Annotated in this window: 19 protein-coding genes; 17 read left to right on the top strand and 2 right to left on the bottom strand. The window is 69.6% G+C overall.

Features of this window, described 5'->3' with window-relative positions; all coding sequences use genetic code 11:
- Positions 1 to 46 precede the first annotated feature (46 nt).
- From LX81_RS14030 to LX81_RS14040, 3 genes are read left to right on the top strand one after another with little or no spacing between them, the layout of a single operon-like run.
- The gene (locus LX81_RS14030; protein ID WP_111537950.1) at positions 47 to 754 is read left to right on the top strand and encodes a hypothetical protein; all 708 of its coding nucleotides are present in this window, start codon (positions 47 to 49) and stop codon (positions 752 to 754) included.
- A gap of 2 nt (positions 755 to 756) precedes the next feature.
- Complete coding sequence (locus LX81_RS14035) at positions 757 to 1,863, top strand: AAA family ATPase (protein ID WP_111537951.1); 1,107 nt, start codon at positions 757 to 759, stop codon at positions 1,861 to 1,863.
- Positions 1,860 to 3,065 (top strand): vWA domain-containing protein, encoded by a 1,206-nt coding sequence (locus LX81_RS14040; protein ID WP_111537952.1) that lies wholly within the window; start codon positions 1,860 to 1,862, stop codon positions 3,063 to 3,065. Before LX81_RS14035 ends, LX81_RS14040 begins: the two co-directional genes overlap by 4 nt.
- Positions 3,066 to 3,071: 6 nt before the next feature.
- Here LX81_RS14040 and LX81_RS14045 read toward each other — a convergent pair whose 3' ends face one another.
- The gene (locus LX81_RS14045) at positions 3,072 to 4,115 is read right to left on the bottom strand and encodes an L-idonate 5-dehydrogenase (protein ID WP_111537953.1); all 1,044 of its coding nucleotides are present in this window, start codon (positions 4,113 to 4,115) and stop codon (positions 3,072 to 3,074) included.
- A gap of 148 nt (positions 4,116 to 4,263) precedes the next feature.
- Here LX81_RS14045 and LX81_RS14050 point away from each other — a divergent pair, with 148 nt between their 5' ends.
- From LX81_RS14050 to LX81_RS14060, 3 genes are all read left to right on the top strand, one after another.
- On the top strand, positions 4,264 to 5,031 hold the full coding sequence (locus tag LX81_RS14050) for an SDR family oxidoreductase (RefSeq protein WP_111537954.1): 768 nt from the start codon (positions 4,264 to 4,266) through the stop codon (positions 5,029 to 5,031).
- Between the two features lie 173 nt (positions 5,032 to 5,204).
- Positions 5,205 to 6,266 carry an efflux RND transporter periplasmic adaptor subunit gene (locus LX81_RS14055; protein ID WP_111537955.1) on the top strand — a complete coding sequence of 354 codons (1,062 nt, stop codon included), beginning with the start codon at positions 5,205 to 5,207 and terminating at the stop codon, positions 6,264 to 6,266.
- Positions 6,267 to 6,271: 5 nt separating this feature from the next.
- Positions 6,272 to 9,334 carry an efflux RND transporter permease subunit gene (locus LX81_RS14060; protein ID WP_111537956.1) on the top strand — a complete coding sequence of 1,021 codons (3,063 nt, stop codon included), beginning with the start codon at positions 6,272 to 6,274 and terminating at the stop codon, positions 9,332 to 9,334.
- On the opposite strand, the gene LX81_RS14065 is transcribed toward LX81_RS14060, so the two are convergent.
- Positions 9,331 to 10,335 carry a GlxA family transcriptional regulator gene (locus tag LX81_RS14065; protein WP_111537991.1) on the bottom strand — a complete coding sequence of 335 codons (1,005 nt, stop codon included), beginning with the start codon at positions 10,333 to 10,335 and terminating at the stop codon, positions 9,331 to 9,333. The two genes, LX81_RS14060 and LX81_RS14065, sit on opposite strands and share 4 nt — an antisense overlap.
- A 97-nt stretch (positions 10,336 to 10,432) precedes the next feature.
- On the opposite strand from LX81_RS14065, the gene LX81_RS14070 reads away from it, so the two are divergent.
- The 11 genes from LX81_RS14070 to LX81_RS14120 all read left to right on the top strand — a co-directional run bounded on the left by LX81_RS14070 (position 10,433) and on the right by LX81_RS14120 (position 21,512).
- Positions 10,433 to 11,686 (top strand): sarcosine oxidase subunit beta family protein, encoded by a 1,254-nt coding sequence (locus LX81_RS14070; protein WP_111537957.1) that lies wholly within the window; start codon positions 10,433 to 10,435, stop codon positions 11,684 to 11,686.
- Between the two features lie 11 nt (positions 11,687 to 11,697).
- A complete protein-coding gene (locus LX81_RS14075; RefSeq protein WP_111537958.1) occupies positions 11,698 to 11,997 on the top strand; it encodes a sarcosine oxidase subunit delta in 300 nt (99 codons plus the stop codon).
- Positions 11,994 to 14,984 carry a sarcosine oxidase subunit alpha family protein gene (locus LX81_RS14080; RefSeq protein WP_111537959.1) on the top strand — a complete coding sequence of 997 codons (2,991 nt, stop codon included), beginning with the start codon at positions 11,994 to 11,996 and terminating at the stop codon, positions 14,982 to 14,984. Before LX81_RS14075 ends, LX81_RS14080 begins: the two co-directional genes overlap by 4 nt.
- A 13-nt stretch (positions 14,985 to 14,997) precedes the next feature.
- Positions 14,998 to 15,531, top strand: coding sequence for a sarcosine oxidase subunit gamma (locus LX81_RS14085; RefSeq protein ID WP_111537960.1), 534 nt, complete (start codon positions 14,998 to 15,000; stop codon positions 15,529 to 15,531).
- A gap of 65 nt (positions 15,532 to 15,596) precedes the next feature.
- A complete protein-coding gene (locus LX81_RS14090) occupies positions 15,597 to 17,003 on the top strand; it encodes an L-serine ammonia-lyase (protein WP_111537961.1) in 1,407 nt (468 codons plus the stop codon).
- A 68-nt stretch (positions 17,004 to 17,071) separates the two neighbouring features.
- Positions 17,072 to 17,539 (top strand): RrF2 family transcriptional regulator, encoded by a 468-nt coding sequence (locus LX81_RS14095; protein WP_111537962.1) that lies wholly within the window; start codon positions 17,072 to 17,074, stop codon positions 17,537 to 17,539.
- 270 nt (positions 17,540 to 17,809) lie between these two features.
- A complete protein-coding gene (locus LX81_RS14100; protein ID WP_111537992.1) occupies positions 17,810 to 18,772 on the top strand; it encodes a sulfate ABC transporter substrate-binding protein in 963 nt (320 codons plus the stop codon).
- On the top strand, positions 18,769 to 19,608 hold the full coding sequence (gene cysT / locus LX81_RS14105; RefSeq protein ID WP_111537963.1) for a sulfate ABC transporter permease subunit CysT: 840 nt from the start codon (positions 18,769 to 18,771) through the stop codon (positions 19,606 to 19,608). The genes LX81_RS14100 and cysT overlap by 4 nt, the downstream gene beginning before the upstream one ends.
- A complete protein-coding gene (locus tag LX81_RS14110) occupies positions 19,601 to 19,876 on the top strand; it encodes a hypothetical protein (protein ID WP_111537964.1) in 276 nt (91 codons plus the stop codon). Before cysT ends, LX81_RS14110 begins: the two co-directional genes overlap by 8 nt.
- Positions 19,873 to 20,778: a sulfate ABC transporter permease subunit CysW gene (gene cysW, locus LX81_RS14115; protein WP_111537965.1), complete on the top strand. Its 906-nt coding sequence runs from the start codon at positions 19,873 to 19,875 to the stop codon at positions 20,776 to 20,778. Before LX81_RS14110 ends, cysW begins: the two co-directional genes overlap by 4 nt.
- Positions 20,779 to 20,792: 14 nt before the next feature.
- Positions 20,793 to 21,512: a sulfate/molybdate ABC transporter ATP-binding protein gene (locus LX81_RS14120; protein WP_111537966.1), complete on the top strand. Its 720-nt coding sequence runs from the start codon at positions 20,793 to 20,795 to the stop codon at positions 21,510 to 21,512.
- The last annotated feature ends 6 nt before the right edge of the window (positions 21,513 to 21,518 follow it).

Consider the following 21,518-nt stretch of genomic DNA (forward strand, 5'->3'; position numbering starts at 1 on the left):
AGTTTCGTGGCCTTCTGTCGCGGTGGAACGTGAGCCGGGCTCCGCTATGCTGGACCCCATGTTCATCGCGACGCACGATACGCTCTGGAACCCCGCGATCCTCGAGACGCGGTCGCTGCCGAGGAAGTTTCTTGGCCGCGTCGCGATCGTGCCGCGACGGGGCGCGTCGACCCCGTTCCTCGCGCGCCTCGCCTTCGAGGCGCAGCCCCTGCGCTACGGAGGCGCGCTCGTGCCTTTCGTCGTCGCGATGATGATCTGGCCGCATCTCGCGCTGCCCATCGCGCAGGCGCCGCTCATCATGCTTGCGGTCCTCGCCCTCGTGGAAATGAAGCTCCTGCGACATGACGAGGCGAGCCGGGAGCGGCTGGTGGACGACGAGACCGTGGCCCGCCATCTCGCCACGCTGAGCTTCAACGCGCGGTCCTGCCTCCGCGAGATCGCCGCGCGACAGGAGATCGCCGAGGGCGAGCTGCAGCTCGTGATCGAGCAGTCGGAGCTGGCGCGCATCACGCCCCTCACCCTCGTTTCCGTCCAGTCCGCCACGCCAGCGCCCCGGATCCTCGCTCTCGACGCGCGGGAGCGCGATCTTCTCGACGCGCGGCTCTTCGACGGGGAGGTGCGCGAAACGGATCTGCAGGACGTGAACCAGCGGCAATCGACCTTCCTGCGGGAGTTCCGCATCGAGGCGCGGTCGGTCTCCGCCCATGCGCGGCTCGCGGCGCGGCTCGGGCGATCCGCCATGGCGGGGGCGTGAACATGGCCGTCAACGCCAGGGCGGTCTCGGCGGGCCAGGCGCTCGAGGCGCTCGCCGCCGGCTGGGCCGCGCAGGAGGCGGGCGCGCTCACCGCGTCCTACATGCTCCACGGGCGGCCCGGCGTCGGCAAGACCGAGATCGTGGAGACCCTCGCGCGGCGCCGCGGCGCGCAGCTCTTCGACCTGCGCCTGACGACGATCGAGCCGCAGGACCTGCGCGGGCTGCCCTTCTACGACCACGACACGAAGCGGACGGTCTGGTATCCGCCCGACGACCTGCCCCACGATCCGGGCGCTCCCGCGATCCTCTTCCTCGACGAGCTGACCGCCGCGGCGCCCGCGCTGCAACCCACGGTCTACGGTCTCCTGCAGGAGCGGCGGATCGGGCGCTACCGCCTGCCCGACACCACCCTCGTCGTGGGCGCGGGCAACGAGATCGAGGACGGCGCGGTCGCCTACGAGATGGGCACGGCGCTCGCCGACCGGCTCGTCCACATGGTCGTGCGTGCCGACGCGGCCGACTGGGTGCAGGGCTACGCGCCCGCGGCGGGGATCCATCCCGCGGTGGTGGCCTTCATCCGCACCCGCCCCGACCTTCTCGAGACGACGGAGGCCGAGCTCAAGCGCGGCCATACCGTCGCCTGCACCCCGCGCTCCTGGACCCGCGTAAGCCATATCCTCGGGGCCGTTTCCGACCGGCGCATCCGCGACGTCCTGATCGCGGGCACGGTCGGGAATGCGGCGGCGGCCGAATTCGTGCTCATCGCCGACGAGATCGCTGCGAGCGTGCATGTCGACGAGATGCTCGCCGCCTCCCGGCGCGAAAGGCGGGCGCTCTATCCCACGAGCCTGCACGGGCTCACCGCGCTGATCTACGGCGCCATCGCAGTGGCGGACGAACGGACGCTGCCCGCGGTGATCGAGATCCTCGCCGATCTGCGGGAGCTCGACGCCGCGCCTTTCCGGGGGCTGCCCCTCGCGGAGCTGGCGGGCTTCGGTTTCGAGATCCTGATCCGCAAGGCGCTCGAAAACGGCTGGGAGGAGCACTTCGCCGGATCGGAGGCCTACGCGACCTATGCCGAGGACCGCCGGGCGGCGGGATTGTCTTGATCCACGCGCGCCGGGCCGGAACGGCGCTCGCACAGCTCGGAGAGGTCGATCCCGGTCTCGCCTCCCTCGCGCTCTGGTGCCGCCACCGCGACGATCCGGGGCCCACGCGGACGCGGGGGGAGACGATCCTCTACGCCCCCGGCTTCGACACGCTGCCCCTCGCGCGGCAGGTGGGGCTGGCAGCGCATCACGTCCTGCACATCGCGCTCCGCCACGCCCCGCGGCAGGAGGCGTTCGCCGAACGGATCGGGCCGGGCTTCGACGCCGAACTCTACAACCTCGCGGCGGACGCGATCGTCAACGAGACCCTCTCTCTCGCCGGGCATGTCGTGCCGCCGCCGGCCGTGACGCTGGCGGACCTGCTCGCGGCCATCGGGGAGGACGCCGCCGATCCCGGCGCGGCGCTCGCGGCCTGGGATGTCGAGCGGCTGGCGCTGCGGCTCCACCGCGACGAAAGGAGCCGGAAAGGCGCGAAGGAATACGGCGATCGCAAGGCGTTCGCCCGCGATCTCGAGGGCGGGGATGCCGGCGAGGGCGCCCAATCCCCTGCGGAATGGCACGGTCACATCGAGCGCGCGGCAGAGATCGGACGCCGCGCGGGCCACGGCTTCGGCGCACTCGGCGCCGCGATCGCGGATACAGGGCCGCCCTCCCTGCCCTGGGAGCTGCATCTGCGGCGGTTGATGGCCCGGGCGCTGTCGGAAAGCCCGCGGCAGACATGGCGGCGTCCGGCCAGCCGCTGGGTCGCGCTGCATGGCGCGCGCGACCGGACGGGGCCGGAGCCCGTCTTCGAGCCCGGACGCCAGCGGTCGAACTGGCAGCCGCGGATCGTCATCGGGCTCGACACGTCGAGCTCCATCGAGGCCCACATGCTGGCGCTCTTCGTAGCGGAAGCGGGCCTCGTCGCACGCCGGATGGCCGCGGAGACGCATGTCCTGGCCTTCGACGAGGCGGTCCACACCACGCGGAAGCTCACCCCGGGACAGGTCGGAGAGATCGCGCGAATGTCGATGCGGACGGGCGGCGGGACATCCTATCTCGATCTCCTCGCGCGGAGCGAGGCGCTTTCCCCCTCGGTGCTCGTGATCCTCACCGATCTGGACGGACCGGCGGGCGTTCCGCCACGCTTCCCGGTGATCTGGGTCGCGCCGCGGGACGCGCCCGATCCGCCCTTCGGCACGCTCCTGCGCCTCGACACGTGAACGCCGTCAGGCGCGCGCGGCGGTGAAGTCGATCTGCGCCTTGATCGCCTGCGTGCGATCCCCGGCCATCGCGAAGGCCGCATCGACCTCGTCGATCCCGAACGTGTGGGTGACTAAAGGCTTCACCTCGATCAGCCCCTTCCGCATCAGGGAAACGCCTGTGAAGAACTCCCCGTGGAACCGGAACGAGCCCGTCCAGCGCAGCTCCTTCGCCGTCATCGCCTGGAGCGGAAGATCCATGTCGCCGCCGAACCCGACCTGCACGATCCGCCCCCCCGGCCGCATCGCCGGAATGGCCGTTCGCAACGCCGCGGCGGAGCCGGAACATTCGTAGAGCGCGTCGAACCGCCCCTTCTCGGCATGGAACTCGGCCATCGCCCCCGGATCTTCGCGGGCATCGACCGTGATATCGGCGCCCGCCCGGCGCGCCATCTCGAGCGGGAACGGGCCGAGATCGGTCGCGACGACCAGATCCGCCCCGGCCCGGCGCGCGGCGAGGATCGAGAGGATGCCGATGGGCCCGCACCCCGTGACGAGGACGGCCTGCCCCAGGAGCGGCCCGAGGCGGTTCGTCGCGTGGAGCACCACGGCGAGCGGTTCGGCCATCGCAGCCTCGGCGGGGCTCAGCCCGTCGGCCACCGCGCATTGCGCCTGGTCGACGACCAGCGATTGGCGGAACGCCCCCTGGATATGGGGAAACGGCATCGCGGAGCCGTAGAACCGCATGTTGAGACACTGGTGGAACTCGCCGACATCGCAGAAACGGCAGCTGCGGCATGGCCGCGAGGGAGAAATCGCGACGAGCTGTCCCGGCTCGATCCCCTCGACGCCCTCCCCGCATTCCGCGACACGGCCGGCGACTTCGTGGCCGAGGATCATCGGTTCCCTGATGCGTACGTCGCCGAAGCCGCCGTGGTTGAAATAATGCAGATCGGAGCCGCAGATGCCGCCCCGCTGCATCTCGATCAGAACCTCGCCCGGACCCGGATGCGCGACATCGCGCTCCTCCACGCGCAGGTCGTGCGCGCCGTGAATGACGATGTTCTTCATTTCGCTCCTCCGGGGTGGTTCGGTCTCGGGCGGGGCCGTGGCGACCCTGGCGCCATGCTGCTGCGGCGGCGGGGTGAAGTCGAGGGAAATGGTTCGCTTCCGCGAAAGACGCTTGCGGGGCGCAGACCTATCGGGGAGGATCGGGCGCATGAGCCTCGACCTCTTCGACCTGAGCGGAAAGCGCGCCCTGATCACCGGATCGAGCCAGGGCATCGGCGCGGCGCTGGCCCGTGGCCTCGCTGCCGCGGGCGCCGAGATCGTGCTCAACGGCCGCGACGCGGCGAAGCTCGAGGTCGCCGCCGAGGCGCTGCGCGAGAGCGGGGCGGTCGTCCACGCGCTCGCCTTCGACGTCACGGATCACGAGGCGGTCCGCAAGGCGATCGACGGGTTCGAGGCGCAGACCGGGCCGATCGACATCCTCGTCAACAACGCGGGCATGCAGCATCGCGGGCCGCTCGAGGAGTTCGAGGCGGCGGCCTTCGATCGCATCCTGCAAACCAACGTCGCGTCGGTCTTCCATGTCGGACAGGCCGTGGCGCGGCACATGATCGCGCGAGGTGCGGGCAAGATCGTCAACATCTGCTCGGTCCAGACCGCCCTCGCCCGGCCCGGCATCGCGCCCTATACCGCGACGAAGGGGGCGGTCGCCAACCTTACCAAGGGAATGGCCACGGATTGGGCGCAGTACGGCCTGCAATGCAACGGCCTCGCCCCGGGCTATTTCGAGACGCCGCTGAACCAGGCGCTGGTCGACGACCCGGATTTCACCGCTTGGCTCGAGAAGCGCACGCCCGCTGGGCGCTGGGGTAAGGTGGAGGAACTGGTCGGCACGGCCATCTTCCTCTCCTCCGATGCCTCCTCCTTCGTCAACGGAACGACGATCTTCGTCGATGGGGGCATCACCGCGTCGCTCTGAAGCCGGGCCGCCTGCACGTCATCGTTGCCACCCGGCCTCACGTTCGCGAGAAAATTGCGAAGACCGACTACACCTCTCCCCATGCGATGCCTTAGACATGATACCGCGACGCCGACGCCCGCCTGCCGGGGGCTCGGCCCGAGGATCTCCCCAATCTGGAGACGAGACGAACGATGCGCCTCTCCGCCCTGCCGATCCTTCTCTGCCTCCTCGCCGCACCGCTTGCCGCGCAGGACGATCCGGTCGCCGCGAGCGCGACGCCGCAGGCGGTCAAGCTCGTCGAGCTGAACGAGGGCGCGCATCCGCTCATGCGGGAGTTCTTCGGACGCGTGCGCGCGAAGGAGACGGTCGACCTCGCGTTTCAGGTCAGCGGGCAGATCGTCGCGTTCCCCGCCGTGGAGGGACGCCCCCTCGCCGAAGGGCAGGTCGTCGCGGAACTCGACCTGACCCCGTTCCGGCGGGCGCTCGAACGCGCGGAGGTGACGCTCGCCAAGGCGAACCGCGACCTCGCGCGGCTGCAGGAGCTGTCGAACTCGACCGTGGCCGAGGTGCAGATCCGCGATGCGCAGACCGAGGTCGAGCTTGCGGAGATCGCGGTGGAGGATGCGCGCGACCGGCTCGAGGACGCGACGCTCGAGACGTCCTTCGACGCGCTCATCGCACGGCGCGAGGTGGCGAATTTCAGCACCGTCGCGGCCGGTGAGCCGGTCGTCCGCCTGCACGACATGTCGGAACTCCGCGTCGACATAGAGGTGCCGGAGATCCTCTTCCGCCGCGCCGCCGACGGCAACGGCGTCACCTTCACGGCCCGTTTCCCCGGTCTGCCGGAGGAATATCCCCTCGCCTTGCGGGAATTCGAGGCGGAAACCGCTGAGGTCGCGCAGACCTACACGATCACCCTCGCCTTCACGTCCGAAATTCCGGGCTGGGCGCTGCCGGGCGCCTCCGTGACCGTCACGGCGATGGCTCCGCGCGATACCGGCGACGACATCCTGGTGCCGGAGACGGCCATCGTCTTCCGCGCCGACCGCACGCCGGGCCTCATGGTCTACGAGCCCGACCCAGAGGAGACGAGCGGCACGGTGACCTGGCAGGAAGTGAAGATCGAGGTCCGCGACGACGCGCGCATCGCGGTGGTCGAGGGGGTCGAACCCGGCCGGCAGATCGTCGCCGCGGGCGCGTCGGGCCTCACGGACGGACAGGCCGTGCGTCCCTTCACCGGTCTCGGGAACTGACGGGCATGTCGATTGCGCGCGGCTCGATCGACCGGGCATTGCTGACCTGGATCCTGATGCTCGCCTGCCTCGTGGGCGGGGTCTGGGGCTTCGCCACGATCGGGCGGCTCGAGGATCCGGCGTTCACGATCAAGACCGCCGTCGTGGTGACCGAATATCCCGGCGCCTCTGCCGCCACGGTCGCGCGGGAAGTGTCCGAACCTCTCGAATCCGCGATCCAGCAGATGTCGGAGGTCGATTTCATAACCTCGTCGAACCAGCCGGGTCTCAGCCGGATCGAGGTGGAGGTCGAGAGTACCTATGGCGGCGACGAACTGCCCCAGGTCTGGGACAAGCTGCGCGCGCGGGTGGGCAATGCGCGCGCGAACCTGCCCGCCGATGCCGGCACGCCCTTCGTCAACGACGGGTTCGGCGACGTCTTCGGCATCTTCTATGCCGTCACGATGCCGGGCTTCACCGATGCCGAGGCGCATGACGTCGCCGACTTCCTGCGCCGCGAGCTCCTGACCGTCGAGGGCGTGGCCGATGTCGAACTCGCGGGACTGCCGCAGGAAGCGATTTTCGTCGAGCCCGACCCCGCCATTCTCAGCAATCTCGGCGTGCCGCCGCAGGCGATCGCGAATGCCATCGCGGAATCGACCTCCATCGTGCCGGCGGGCTCGATCGACCAGCAGAGCCAGTCGATCCGGATCGACGCCCCCTCGGGATCGACCTCCGTCGACGAGATCCAGGGACTCTCGATCGGTGTGGAGGGCGACATCGTCGATCTGACCGATTTCGCGGAGGTTTCCCGCGGGCGCGTCACGGATCCGGAGATGATCATCCGCTACGGCGGGGAGGAAGCGTTCACCATCGGCGTCTCCGGTCGCGACGGCGAGAACATCGTCGATGTGGGCGCGCGCGTCGATGCCCGGCTCGACCGGCTCCGCTCCGACATCCCGCTGGGCGTCATGCTCAATCCCGTCTACCAGCAGCACGTCGTCGTCGACGACGCGTCCAACGCGTTCCTGAGCAATCTGGCGCTGTCCGTTGTCATCGTCATCGCGGTCCTCGCGCTGGCGATGGGCTGGCGTTCCGCCATCGTCGTTGGCGCCACTCTGTTTCTCACCGTGACCGGCACGATCTTCTTCATGGCGATCTTCTCCATCGAGATGGAGCGGATCTCGTTGGGCGCGCTCATCATCGCCATGGGCATGCTCGTCGACAACGCCATCGTCGTGGCGGAGGGGATGCAGAGCGACATGGCGCAGGGCAAGTCCTCGCGCGAAGCGGCGCATGACACGGCAACCAAGACACAGATCCCGCTTTTGGGCGCGACGATCATCGGGATCACGGCCTTCGCCGGGATCGGGCTCAGTCCCGATGCGACGGGAGAATTCCTGTTCTCCCTCTTCGCGGTGATCGGCATCTCGCTCCTCCTGTCGTGGATCCTCGCAATCACCGCCACGCCGCTTCTCGCGCATTACTTCTTCCGCGTGGGCTCGAGCGGGGGACCCGGCGCCTATGATGGAGCGGTGTTCCGCGCCTATGCCGCGACGCTGCGGGTGGCGCTTCGTATCCGCTGGCTGGTCGTCGTGGCGCTCGTGGCGCTGACCGTGGCCTGCTACTGGGGGTTCGGGCAGGTGAAGCAGCAATTCTTCCCCGACAGCAACACGCCCCTCTTCTACGTCCATTACAAGCTGCCGCAGGGCGCGAGCATCCACGCGACCTCGCGCGACCTCGCCGAGATCGAGGACTGGCTTCTCGAGCGCGACGACGTGGTCTCCGTCACGGCCTTCATCGGCGGCGGCGCGTCGCGCTTCATGCTGACCTACGCGCCGGAGAAGCGGATCCCCACCTACGGCCATCTCATCATCCGGACCGAGGACCTCGACGCCATTCCCGCCCTGCGCGCGGATCTCGAGGAATTCGGCCGCGAAACCTTGCCGGAGGGGGAATTCCGCACGGAACGCCTAGCCTTCGGGCCGGGGGGCGGCGCGCCCATCATGGCGCGCTTCTCCGGGCCCGACCCCGACATCCTGCGCGAGCTCGCCGAAGAGGCGGCGGCGCGGATGGCCACGGCCTCCGACGAAGTCCGCGATCTGCGCACAGACTGGCGCGAGCGCGAACTGGTGATCGAGCCCCTCTACAACGAAAGCCGCGCGCAGACCGCCGGCGTCACGCGCAAGGACGTGGCCCAGGCCCTGCAGCTCGCTACGGACGGGGCCGTCACCGGAACCTACCGCGAGAGCAGCCGCCTTATCCCGATCATCCTGCGGATGCCCGGATCGACGCAGGAGGGCGGCGCCCACCTGATCGACCAGCCGGTCTATTCCAGCGCGGCGCAGAGCTTCATCCCGCTCGAGCAGCTCCTCGACGGGTTCGGCTATGCCGCGCAGGACACGCTCTACCAGCGCCGCGACCGGGTGCCGACGATCTCCGTCCTCGCGGACATCCCCGCGGACGTGAACGCCGACAGCGTCTTCTCGCAGATCCGCGGCACGATCGAGGGGATGCCCCTGCCCGAGGGCTACGCGCTCGAATGGGGCGGCGAGTACGAGAACGCGACCGATGCGCAGGAAAGCCTCGGCCGGCAATTGCCGCTCTCGCTTCTCGTCATGGTCCTGATCTCGATCCTGCTCTTCGGGCGCCTGCGCCAGCCGCTCGTCGTGTGGCTGCTCGTTCCGATGTCGGTCAACGGCGTGGCGATCGGGCTTCTCGCCACCGGGCTGCCCTTCAGCTTCACGGCGCTCCTGGGGCTTCTCAGCCTGTCGGGGATGCTCCTGAAGAACGGCATCGTTCTCGTGGAGGAGATCGACCTCACCCGCGCGGCGGGCGTGCCCTTCACCCGCGCGGTCGTCGAGGCCTCGACCTCCCGCCTGCGCCCTGTGATGCTCGCCGCCGCGACCACGATCCTCGGCATGGTGCCGCTCCTTTGGGACGCGTTCTTCGCCTCGATGGCGGTCACGATCATGGGCGGGCTCGGCTTCGCGACGATCCTCACGCTGATCGCGGCGCCGGTCTTCTACTACATGTTCTTTCCCGGAGAGCGGAAGCTCGAGGCGAAGGATGCGGCCCCCGCGGGCTAGGCCGCCGCGTCGGCCTCCCGGCGGGCCTTCCGCCAGGCCTCCGGCGTCGTCCCCTCGCGGTCGCGGAAGGTGTGGATGAGGTGGGAGGCGTCGCAGAACCCCGTCTCCGCCGCGATCCGCGTCACCGAATGGGCGGAGCTCGACAGGAGGAACCGCACGTGATCGAGGCGCAGCCTGAGGAACGCCTCCGCGGGCGACATGCCGAGCGCGCGCGCGAAGTGCCGCTCGAGCTTGCGGCGCCCGACCCCCAGCCCCTCGGCGATGCGAGAGACGGGGGGGGCCAGGCCCAGCGATTGCTGCATGTGCAGGATCGCGCGGCGCACCAGCGGATCGGCGCTGTGCAGCTCCGAAGGCAGGCCCGGCTGCGGCTCGTCGGCCTGCATGGCCTCCTCGATGATCATGATGTGCAGGCTCTTCAGCGCGACGGACCGGCCCAGATGCCGCTCCACGAGCCAGGCGGCGAGATGCGCGGAGCTCGCCCCCCCCGAACAGGTCAGACGGTCGCGATCGACGACGAAGATCCGATCGGAAACCGGCACGAGCCCGTCGAACTGTTCGAGAAAGTCGCCGTGGTGGAACCAGCTCACGCAGCAGCGATATCCCTGCATTAGCCCCGCGCGGTGGAGCAGGAACGCCCCGGTGCAGAGCCCCACGAGCGGCACCCCCGCCGCGGCCGCCGCGTGCAGAAAATCCGTATGCTCGCGCGGCAAGGTGCCGCCCTCGTCGATCAGCCCCCCCACCACGACGATGTAGTCGAAGCGCTGCGGATCGCCCGGCCGCTCCTGCGGGCTCACCGTGACGCCGGAGCTCGACCGGATCGGCGCCATGTCATGCGCGAGCACGCTCCAGCGTGCGCGGATCGGGCGCGACCGGTCGCCCTCGTCCGCCGAAAGGCGCAGCATGTCCACGAAATTGGCGAAGGCCGACAAGGTGAAGTTCCGCGCCAGCAGGAAGCCCACGCGCAAGCCGGGATTGGGCGAGGAGGGAATCGTTTCAGGCATGTCGCGATCATACCGCATTTCTGACGCGCATCTACAGAACTCGCCGGTCGGTTCGTGGCAAACAGGCGGCAATCCCCGAATCGCGAGCGCCGTTCCCATGACCCGTTTTTCCGCCTTCGCCCTCGTCAAGAATGCGCTGACCGGCCAGAAGGGCTGGGAGGCGCAATGGCCCGACAGCCAGCCCAAGCAGGAATACGACGTGGTCATCGTCGGTGCCGGCGGTCACGGCCTCGGAGCGGCCTACTACCTCGCCAAGGAGCACGGGATCACCAACGTCGCGGTGGTGGAGAAGGGTTGGCTCGGCGGCGGCAACACGGGGCGCAACACGACGATCATCCGCTCGAACTACCTCTACGACGAGAGCGCGCGGCTCTACGACCACGCGCTCGACCTGTGGGAGGGGCTGAGCCAGGAGCTGAACTACAACGTCATGTTCTCCCGCCGGGGTGTCCTGATGCTCGCGCACAACGTCCACGACGTGCAGAGCTTCCAGCGCCACGTCCACGCCAACCGGCTGAACGGCGTCGACAACAAGTGGCTGACGCCGTGGGAGGCGAAGCAGTTCTGCCCGATCCTCAACATCGACCAGGATGCGCGCTATCCGGTCCTGGGCGCGGCTCTCCAGCGCCGCGCGGGCACCGCGCGCCACGACGCGGTCGCCTGGGGCTATGCGCGCGGGGCCGCGGCGCGCGGCGTCGACATCATCCAGAACTGCCCGGTGACCGCGATCCGCCGCGACGCCTCCGGACGCGTCGCGGGCGTGGAGACCGGGCGCGGCTTCATCCGCGCGAAGAAGGTCGCCGTCTCCGCCGCCGGCCACACCTCCGTGGTGATGGACAGCGCGGGCGTGCGCCTGCCGCTCGAGAGCTTCCCGCTCCAGGCGCTCGTGTCGGAGCCGGTGAAACCCTGCATGCCCTGCGTCGTGATGTCGAACGCGGTCCACGCCTACATGTCGCAATCCGACAAGGGCGAGCTCGTCATCGGCTCGGGCACCGACCAGTACACCTCCTATTCGCAGCGCGGCGGCCTGCCGCTCATCGAGCATACGCTGGCCGCGATCTGCGAGATCTTCCCGACCGTCACGCGGATGCGGATGCTGCGGAAATGGGGCGGCACGGTGGACGTGACCCCTGACCGCTCCGCGATCCTCGGCAAGACGCCGGTGCCGGGCCTCTACGTCAATTGCGGCTGGGGCACGGGCGGGTTCAAGGCGACGCCCGGCGCGGCCCACGTCCTCGCCTGGACCGTCGCCAAGGACGAGCCGCACCCGATCAACGCGCCCTTCACGCTCGAGCGCTTCACCAGCGGGCGTCTCATCGACGAGGCGGCCGCCGCCGCCGTCGCGCATTAAGGGGTAACACCATGCTGCTCATCCACTGCCCCTATTGCGACGAGACCCTGCCGGAGGCGGAATTCGCCTATGCGGGCGAGGCGCATGTCTCCCGCGCGGCCGTACCCTCGGAGGTCACGGACGAGGTCTGGCGCGATTTCCTCTTCTACCGTTCGAACGTGCGCGGACCGCATTACGAACGCTGGCGCCATGTTTACGGCTGCGGCCGGTTCTTCAACGCGGTCCGCGACACGGTGTCCGACCGGTTCCTCACCACCTACGAGGCGGGCGCGCCGAAGCCTGCCCTCACCGATCTCGAGGGCCAGAAATGAGCTACCGCATCCCGGGCCGTGGCCGGGTCGACCATGCCGATCCCGTCCGCTTCACCTTCGACGGCAAGAGCCTGAAGGGCCTCAGGGGCGACACGCTCGCCTCCGCCCTGCTCGCGAACGGCATCCACCTCGTCGGGCGGTCCTTCAAGTACCATCGCCCGCGCGGCATCGTCACCGCCGGATCCGACGATCCGAACGCGCTCGTGGAGACCTCCCGCGACAGCGGCCGGTTCGAGCCCAATACCCGCGCCACGGTGCAGGAGCTTCGGAGCGGTCTCGCGGCCGAGAGCCAGAACCGCTTCCCGACGCTTGAGTACGACGTGGGCGAGGTCAACAACCTCCTCGCGCCGCTCTTCTCCGCGGGCTTCTACTACAAGACCTTCATGTGGCCGCGGAACTTCTGGGACAAGGTCTACGAGCCGGTGATCCGCCGCGCCGCGGGCCTAGGCCGCGCACCGACGGAGGTCGATCCAGACCACTACGCTTCCCGCTACGCCCATGTGGACGTGCTCGTGGCGGGCGCCGGTCCGGCGGGGATCGCCGCGGCGCTCGCTGCGGCCCGTTCGGGCGCCTCGGTGATGCTCGTCGACGAGAATTCGGAGATCGGCGGCTCGCTTCTCTCCGAGCCCGGCGTGGAGATCGGCGGCACCCCCGCCTGGGACTGGCTCGCAGACGCCGCGGCGGAACTCGAGGCGCTCGGCGTGCAGGTCCTGCCCCGCACCATCGCGATGGGCTATTACCACCAGAACATGGTGGGCCTCTGCCAGCGCGTGACCGACCACCTCGACACCGTGCCCGCCAACGCCCCGCGGGAGCGGATGTGGCGGGTGCGTGCCGCCCGCGTCGTGCTCGCGCAGGGTGCGCAGGAAAAGCCGCTCGTCTTCGACGGCAACGACCGGCCCGGCGTGATGCTCGCGGGCGCGGCGCAGACCTTCCTCAACCGCTTCGGCGTGCGGGTCTGCGATCGCGGCGTGGTCGTCACCTCGCATGACAGCGCCTATCATGCCGCCTTCGACCTTGCCGATGCGGGCGCCGTGATCGCGGCCATCGTGGACACCCGCTCGGAGATCCGCGACGATCTGCGGTCGGAAGCCCGCGCCCGCGGGATCGAGGTGCTCGCGAGCCATACCGTGACGGGCACGAAGGGTCGGCTCCGGATCAAGTCGGTCCGCGTCAATCCGGTGGCCTCGGGCCGCGTCCTGTCGCCCCGCACGCTCTTTTGCGACGCGCTCCTCATGTCGGGCGGTTGGACGCCCGCACTGCACCTCTTCTCCCACACCAAGGGCGGGCTCGCCTGGGACGCGGAGGCACAGACCTTCCTGCCCGACCGCAAGACCGAGAATTGCGAGATCGCGGGCGCGGGCCGCGGCCTCTGGGGGATCGGTGCCGCGCTCGCCGACGGCGCGAAGGCCGGGGCGGAGGCCGCAGGCGCCCTGGGCCGGGAGGCGACGACGCCCGAGTTCGACGTGACGACGGACCGCGCGGGCACCGGCCGGGCGCACGAAGAGCTGCCCACCGACCGCAATCCGTCCCGCGTCCGGGCCTTCGTCGACTTCCAGAACGACGTGACCGCCAAGGATATCCGCCTCGCCGTGCGCGAGGGGATGCGCTCGATCGAGCACGTGAAGCGCTACACCACCACCGGGATGGCGACCGACCAGGGGAAGCTCTCGAACATCAACGGGCTGATGATCGCGGCCGACGCGCTCGGCAAGACGCCGCCCGAAGTGGGGCTCACCACCTTCCGCCCGCCCTACACGCCCACCACCTTCGGCGCCTTCGCGGGCTACCATCGCGGCGCGCATTTCGAGGTGACGCGCAAGACCCCGATCGACCCCTGGGCCGAGGCGCACGGCGCGGTCTTCGAGCCGGTGGCGCAGTGGCGTCGCGCCCGCTATTTCCCCCAAGGGGAGGAGGACATGGACGCGGCGGTCGAGCGCGAATGCCGCGCCACCCGCGCCTCCGTCGGCATCTTCGACGCCTCCACCCTGGGCAAGATCGAGGTGACGGGCCCCGACGCGGTGGAGTTCATGAACCGCGTCTACACCAACCCCTGGACGAAGCTCGCACCCGGCAAGCTGCGCTACGGCGTGCTCCTGGGCGATGACGGCTACGTTCGCGACGACGGGGTGATCGGGCGCATCTCCGAGCATCAGTTCCACGTCACCACCACGACGGGCGGCGCGGCGCGGGTGCTCAATACGATGGAGGATTACCTCCAGACCGAATGGCCCGACCTCGACGTCTGGCTCACCTCCACGACGGAGCAATGGGCCGTCGTCGCGCTGAACGGCCCGAACGCGCGCAAGGTCCTCGAGCCGCTCGTCGAGGGGCTCGACATCTCGAACGCGGCCTTCCCGATGATGTCGGTCGCGGACTGCACCGTCGCGGGCCTTCCCGCCCGGCTCTTCCGCCTGTCGTTCACGGGCGAACTCGGCTACGAGATCAACGTCCCCGCCCGTCACGGCCTCGCGCTCTGGGAGGCGCTGATGACGGCCGGTGCGCCGCACGGCATCACCCCCTACGGGACGGAAAGCATGCATCTCCTGCGCGCGGAGAAGGGCTTCATCATCGTGGGCCAGGACACCGACGGCACGGTCTCCCCGCAGGATGCGGGGCTCGGCTGGGCGCTCGGCTCGAAGAAGGCGGACTTCATCGGCATGCGCGGTCTGCAGCGTCCCGACCTCGTGGCCAAGGGGCGCAAGCAACTCGTGGGGCTCCTGACCGAGGACGGCGCGGTCAAGCTCGAGGAGGGTGCGCAGATCACGGCGGAGCGCGACGCGCCGCTGCCCCGCGCGATGATCGGCCACGTCACCTCGTCCTACCGCAGCCCGGCGCTCGGTCGCTCCATCGCGATGGCGCTCGTCAAGGACGGTCACGACCGGATGGGAGAGATCGTCTACATCCCGATGGAGAACGAGGTGATCGCCGCCCGGATCGCGTCGGCGAACTTCTACGATCCCGATGGCGGACGGGCCAAGGCCTGAGAGGAATTCAGCGATGAACACCGACACGGAAACCCGCCCGACCGCCGCGCGCGTCGAACCGCTGCCGCCTGAGGCGCGCTTCTCGCTCCGCGCCCGCGCGCATCATCTCGACCGGATCTCGGAGGCGCTCTGGGTCGGCGTACCGCGCCGGATCGGCGACATCGCCGAGAACGACGCACGCCGCGCGGTCTGCCTCGGCCCCGACGAATGGCTCCTCACGCTGCCGGAGGATCAGGGCGCGGGCCTGAAGGCGCGCATGGCGGAGATCCGGCATGACGCGCCCCATGCGCTCGCCGACATCTCCGACCGGGAGCTCTGCTACCGCATCTCGGGGCCCGGCGCCGCCCAGATCGTCGCGATGGGCTGCCCGCGCGACCTGCGCGCGCTCGTCACCGGACGCGCCGTCCGCACGGTCTTCGACGGGGCGAGCGTGATCCTCTGGCGGGAGGCGGAGGACAGCTTCCGCCTCGACATCTGGCGCTCCTTCGCGCCCCATGCGCTGGCCCTCGTGGAGACCGGGATCGAGGAGCTGCGCGCCGGTCTCTGAGGGTTGCGGCCCGCGCTCCGCGCCCCCACCATCGGGGAGATGCCCCCCGCAAGAGAGGTCTGCCCATGTTCGTCTCCGTCTTCGAGCTCTTCAAGCTCGGCATCGGCCCCTCCTCCTCGCACACGATGGGGCCGATGGTCGCCGCCGAACGTTTCCTCGCCGATCTTCGCGGTGGCGCGGAATTCATTCCCGGCGCAGGGGCGGCGGCGGCGATCAAGGTCTCGCTCCACGGCTCGCTCGCCTTCACCGGCAAAGGCCACGCGACCGACCGCGCGGTGATGCTGGGGCTTCTGGGCTTCGATCCCGCGACGCTCGATCCCGACGAGGCAGAGGCGGCGCTGGCGCGGCTGCACGAGACGCACAGGCTCGAACCTGAAGGCCTGCCGGCCCTGACCTTCGATCCGGCGAGCGATCTCACCTTCGATTACGGCCCGGCCCTGCCGCTCCACGCGAACGGCCTCGTCATCCGCGCCTTCGACGGGCGCGGCGCCCCGGCGCTCACCCGCACTTACTATTCCGTCGGCGGCGGCTTCGTGCGGACGGAGGAGGAGCTGCGCATCGATCGCGCGCGGGAGGGCGACCGGTCCGGTCCCGATCCCCGGATCCCCTACCCCTTCGCCACGGCGCGCGAGATGCTGGCCATGGGCCGCACCTCGGGCCTCTCGATCGCGGAGATGAAGCGCGCGAACGAGGCGGCGCAGAAATCCCGCGAAGAGATCGACGAAGGCCTCGACCGCATTTCGGGCGCGATGGATGCCTGCATCGACCGCGGGCTCAACGAGGGCGGCATCCTGCCCGGCGGGCTCAAGGTCCGCCGCCGTGCCAAGGACATCCACGAGAAGCTGCGGGCGGAGGAATTCAGCAACCAGAAGCTGCCCCACGCGGGCAACGAATGGCTGGGTCTTTACGCCATGGCCGTCAACGAGGAGAACGCGGCCGGCGGCAAGGTCGTGACCGCCCCCACGAACGGCGCGGCGGGCACCGTCCCGGCGGTGCTGCGCTACTGGCGCGATCAATGCGGCGGGCTCACCGACGACAAGCGGCGCGACTTCCTGCTGACCGCGGCCGCGATCGGCGGCATCCTCAAGTCGAACGCCTCGATCTCGGGCGCGGAGGTGGGCTGCCAAGGCGAGGTCGGCAGCGCCTCGGCGATGGCCGCGGCCGGTCTCTGCGCCATCCAGGGCGGCACCAACGAGCAGATCGAGAACGCCGCGGAGATCGCGCTGGAACACCATCTCGGCATGACCTGCGATCCGGCCGCGGGCCTCGTTCAGGTGCCCTGCATCGAGAGGAACGCGCTCGGCGCCATCAAGGCCGTCTCCGCCGCGGCGCTGGCGCTTCGGGGCGACGGCACGCATTTCATGCCGCTCGACAATTGCATCAAGGTCATGCTCGAGACCGGGCGCGACATGAATGTGAAGTACAAGGAAACCTCGACGGGCGGCATCGCGGTCAACCTGCCGGAGTGCTGACACCCCGGCGGCGCGGTGGGGGGCGCTGACGTATCGCCTTTGCCCGATCCCCCTGCTACGCTTCCTCCATGATCACGCAGAAGATGAAGTACGCCCTGAAGGCGGTGATGGTGCTCGGAGACGAGAAGGCCGCCGGGGGACGGGCGATGCGGATCGAGGAGATCGCGACGCGGTCCGGCGCGCCGAAGCGGTTTCTCGAACACATCCTCCTGGAGGTAAAGCGCGCCGGGATCGTCGGCTCGATCCGCGGACGCTCCGGCGGCTACATCCTGATCAAGGAGCCTGCGCAGATCTCGATCCCGAACCTCATGCGGCTGATCGACGGGCCGATCGCCCCCCTGCCCTGCCTGTCGCGCATCGCCTACCAGCGCTGCGAGGATTGCACCGACGAGGCGACCTGCCGGATCCGCAGGTCCTTCTCCGAGCTCTTCTGGACCTATCTGGTGATGATCGAATCGCTGACGCTCGCGGATCTCCTGCGGGGCGACGCGGCGGGCGAGATGATACCGCTCGTCGCACCCGGGGCCGAAGCCTGATCTAACCTATTGCCGCAACTGGTTTTCGGCCCACACAACGGCTGCGCCCGTCCTCCTATAAATCACGATATTTCCTACCGTGATTTTGTTCTTGCTTAATCACGATAAGAACTATCAAGATTATGTCGTAAGCACCGCCTGCCAACGGAAGGATGCCATACCATGTCCACCGCGATCCAGATCGTCGACCCGCTCTCCGGGCGCCCTCCCCGTTCCGCCCCTCTCCCGCCGACCGCCTCCGGTTTGCGGCCCCTCGCGCTCACGACGCTCATGGCGAGCGCCATCGCCCTCGGCGCGGCCACGGACCTCAGGGCCGAGACGCTCCTCAACGTCAGCTACGACCCGACGCGGGAATTCTACCGCGACTACGACGCCGCCTTCGCCGCATGGTGGGAGGCCGAGGGCCACGAGGCGCCGACGCTCGAAACGAGCCACGGCGGATCGGGCGCGCAGGCCCGCGCGGTGATCGACGGGCTGGACGCGCAGGTGGTGACGCTCGCGCTCGCCTCCGACATCGACCAGATCGCGACGGCGGGAAAGCTGCCCGCCGATTGGCAATCCGCCCTGCCCCACAATGCCGCGCCCTACACCTCGACGATCGTGTTCCTCGTGCGCGAGGGCAATCCCGAGGGGATCGAGGATTGGGACGACATCGTCGGCGACGGCGTCGAGGTGATCACCCCCAACCCCAAGACCTCGGGCGGGGCGCGCTGGAACTACCTCGCCGCCTGGGCCTGGGCGGAGAAGGACGACCGCGACCCGGAGGGCTTCGTGCGCGAGCTCTACCGCCACGTCCCCGTCCTCGATTCGGGCGCGCGCGGGGCCACCACCACCTTCGCGCAGCGCGGCATCGGCGACGTCCTCCTCGCTTGGGAGAACGAGGCCTATCTCGCCCTGGAACAGATGGGCGAGGACCAGTTCGACATCGTCGTCCCCTCCGTTTCGATGCGCGCGGAGCCGCCCGTGGCGCTCCTCGAGGCCAATATCGCCGACGACGAGGAACGCGCGCTCGCCACCGCCTATCTGGAGCATCTCTACTCCCCCGAGGCGCAGGCGCTCGCGTTCAAGCATTTCTACCGCGGTTGGGACAGCTCCGCGGCCGATCCCGAGGACGTCGCCCGCCTGCCCGATCTCGATCTCGTCGGTATCGAGGAGATGGGCGGCTGGGCCGAGGTGCAGCCGCGCCATTTCGGACAGGGCGGCATCTTCGACCAGATCTACGTCGGGCAATGAGGGCGCTCTTCCTCCCGCGGCGCTCGCCCATGCCGGGCTTCGGCCTGTCGATGGGCGTGACGGTCACGATGCTCTCGCTCGTCGTGCTCCTGCCCGTGGGCGCGCTCCTCTGGAAGGGCGCGAGCTTCGGCGCGACAAACCTCTGGGAGGTCGTGAACCGCCCCCGCGTCTGGCAGGCGCTTCTCCTGTCGTTCCGCCTCTCGGCCCTCGCGGCGCTCTTCAACCTCGCCTTCGGCATCCTGCTCGCCTGGGTGCTCGTGCGCTACCGCTTTGCAGGACGGCGTCTTCTCGACGCCGCGGTCGACCTGCCCTTCGCGCTGCCCACGGCCGTGGCGGGGATCGCGCTCACCGCACTCTACGCCCCGAACGGCCTCTTCGGCGCGCTCGCGGCCGAGATCGGCTGGCGCATCGCCTATTCCCAGTGGGGCATCTTCCTCGCGCTCGTCTTCGTGGGCCTGCCCTTCGTCGTGCGCAGCGTCCAGCCGGTGCTGGAGGACATGGACCGCGAGGTCGAGGAGGCCTCGGCCACGCTCGGCGCCTCTCGCTGGCGCACGATCACCCGCGTCGTGCTGCCCGTGATCATGCCGGCCGCGCTGACGGGCTTCGCGCTGTCGCTCGCCCGCGCGGTCGGCGAATACGGATCGGTGATCTTCATCGCGGGCAACATCCCCATGAAGACGGAGATCGCCCCGCTCCTCATCGTCATCCAGCTCGAGGAGTTCAATTACGACGGCGCCACCGCGATCGGCATCGCGATGCTCGTCCTCTCCTTCACCCTGCTGCTCGTCATCAATCTCGTCCAGATCTGGAGCCGACGGAGGATCGGATATGTCTGATTTCGCTTCCGCACACGACCGCACCGCGCCCGGCGGCGCCTGCGTGACGCTCGTTCTCGTGTCGATCGCCTGTGCCGGCGCGGGCGCGCTGACCGCCGTCCTGACGGGCGGTGGCGCGCTCGCGGCCCTCGGCGGCTTCCTCGTCGGCGGCAATCTCAGGACGGTGGGCGCGATCGTGCTCCTCCTGCGCCCATGGTCGAACCCCGGGGGGTCACGGCCCACGGGTTGCGCCCAGGGCCACCGCCTTCCGTCGAGTGTCGCACAATGATCAGCGCCGATCCGGTCTTCACCCGCCACGAGAACCGCCCGCCCCCGCCCCGCACGCGCACATGCATCTCCCCGACGACGGAGCCCGCCTGGGTGCGCCGGACGCTCATAGGGATCGTGCTGACGCTCCTGAGCCTCCTCCTGTTCGCGCCGCTCTGGGCGGTCTTCGCGGAGGCGCTCGGCGACGGCATCGCCGCAGCACTCGCGAGCCTCGGCAATCGCGATGCCCTGTCGGCCATCCGCCTGACCCTCACCGTCGCCGCGATCACCGTGCCCCTCAACGCGGCCTTCGGGATCGCGGCGGCCTGGGCCGTCACCAAGTTCGACTTCGCGGGCAAGTCGCTCCTCCTCACGCTGATCGACCTGCCCTTCTCGGTCTCGCCGGTCGTGGCAGGCCTCTGCATCGTGCTCCTCTTCGGCGCCAACACCACGCTCGGCGGCTGGCTCGTGGCCTCCGGCTACCCGGTCGTCTTCGCGCTTCCGGGGATCGTGCTCGCCACGCTCTTCATCACCTTCCCCTTCGTCGCCCGGGAGCTGATGCCGGTGATGATCGAGCAGGGCCGCGCGGAGGAGGAGGCCGCGCTGACCCTTGGCGCATCGGGCTGGCGGACCTTCCTGACGGTCACGCTCCCGAACATCCGATGGGCGCTTGTTTACGGCGTGCTCCTTTGCAACGCGCGCGCGATGGGCGAATTCGGCGCCGTGGCCGTCGTCTCGGGAAAGATCCGCGGGCAGACCGCCACCATGCCCATCACGATCGAGATGCTCTACAACGAGTATCTCTCCGTCGCGGCCTTCACGCTGGCCGCGGTCCTGGCGCTTCTCGCCCTCCTCATCCTCGCCATCAAGACCGCGCTGGAGCTGCGTCACGCCGATGCGCTCTCGGCCATCCGCAAGCATTGAAGGATCGCAGGCCCATGCATATCGAAATCGACGCGATCGCGAAGGAGTTCGGGGCGACCCGCGCCCTCCACCCGGTCTCGCTCTCCATCCCCGAAGGCGCGCTGGTCGCGCTGCTCGGACCCTCGGGCTCGGGCAAGACCACGCTCCTGCGGCTCCTGGGCGGGCTCGAATTTCCCACCTCGGGGCGCGTGCTCTTCGACGGGCGCGACAGCACCGGCATGAGCGTGCAGGAGCGGCGCGCGGGATTCGTGTTCCAGTCCTACGCGCTCTTCCGGCACATGACCGTGTTCGAGAACATCGCCTACGGGCTCCGCGCCCGGCCCCGCGCCCTGCGGCCGAACCGCGCGGAGATCGCCCGCCGCGTCGACCGCCTGCTCGCGCTGATCCAGCTTCCCGGGATCGGATCGCGCTACCCGAGCCAGCTCTCGGGCGGCCAGCGGCAGCGCGTGGCGCTCGCCCGCGCGCTCGCGATCGAGCCGCGGATGATGCTGCTCGACGAGCCCTTCGGCGCGCTCGACGCGAAGGCCCGCAAGGAATTGCGCCAGGGTTTGCGGGACATCCACGACCAGACCGGGCTCACGACGATCTTCGTGACCCACGACCAGGAGGAGGCGATGGCGCTCGCCGATCTCGTCGTCGTCATGTCGATGGGCCGCATCGAGCAGATCGGCCGCCCCGCCGACATCCGCTTGCGGCCCGCCACCGACTTCGTGCGCCGGTTCGTCGAGGCCTGACCGCCC

Origin of the sequence: Palleronia aestuarii (assembly GCF_003253995.1) — a bacterium.
GTDB lineage: Bacteria > Pseudomonadota > Alphaproteobacteria > Rhodobacterales > Rhodobacteraceae > Palleronia > Palleronia aestuarii.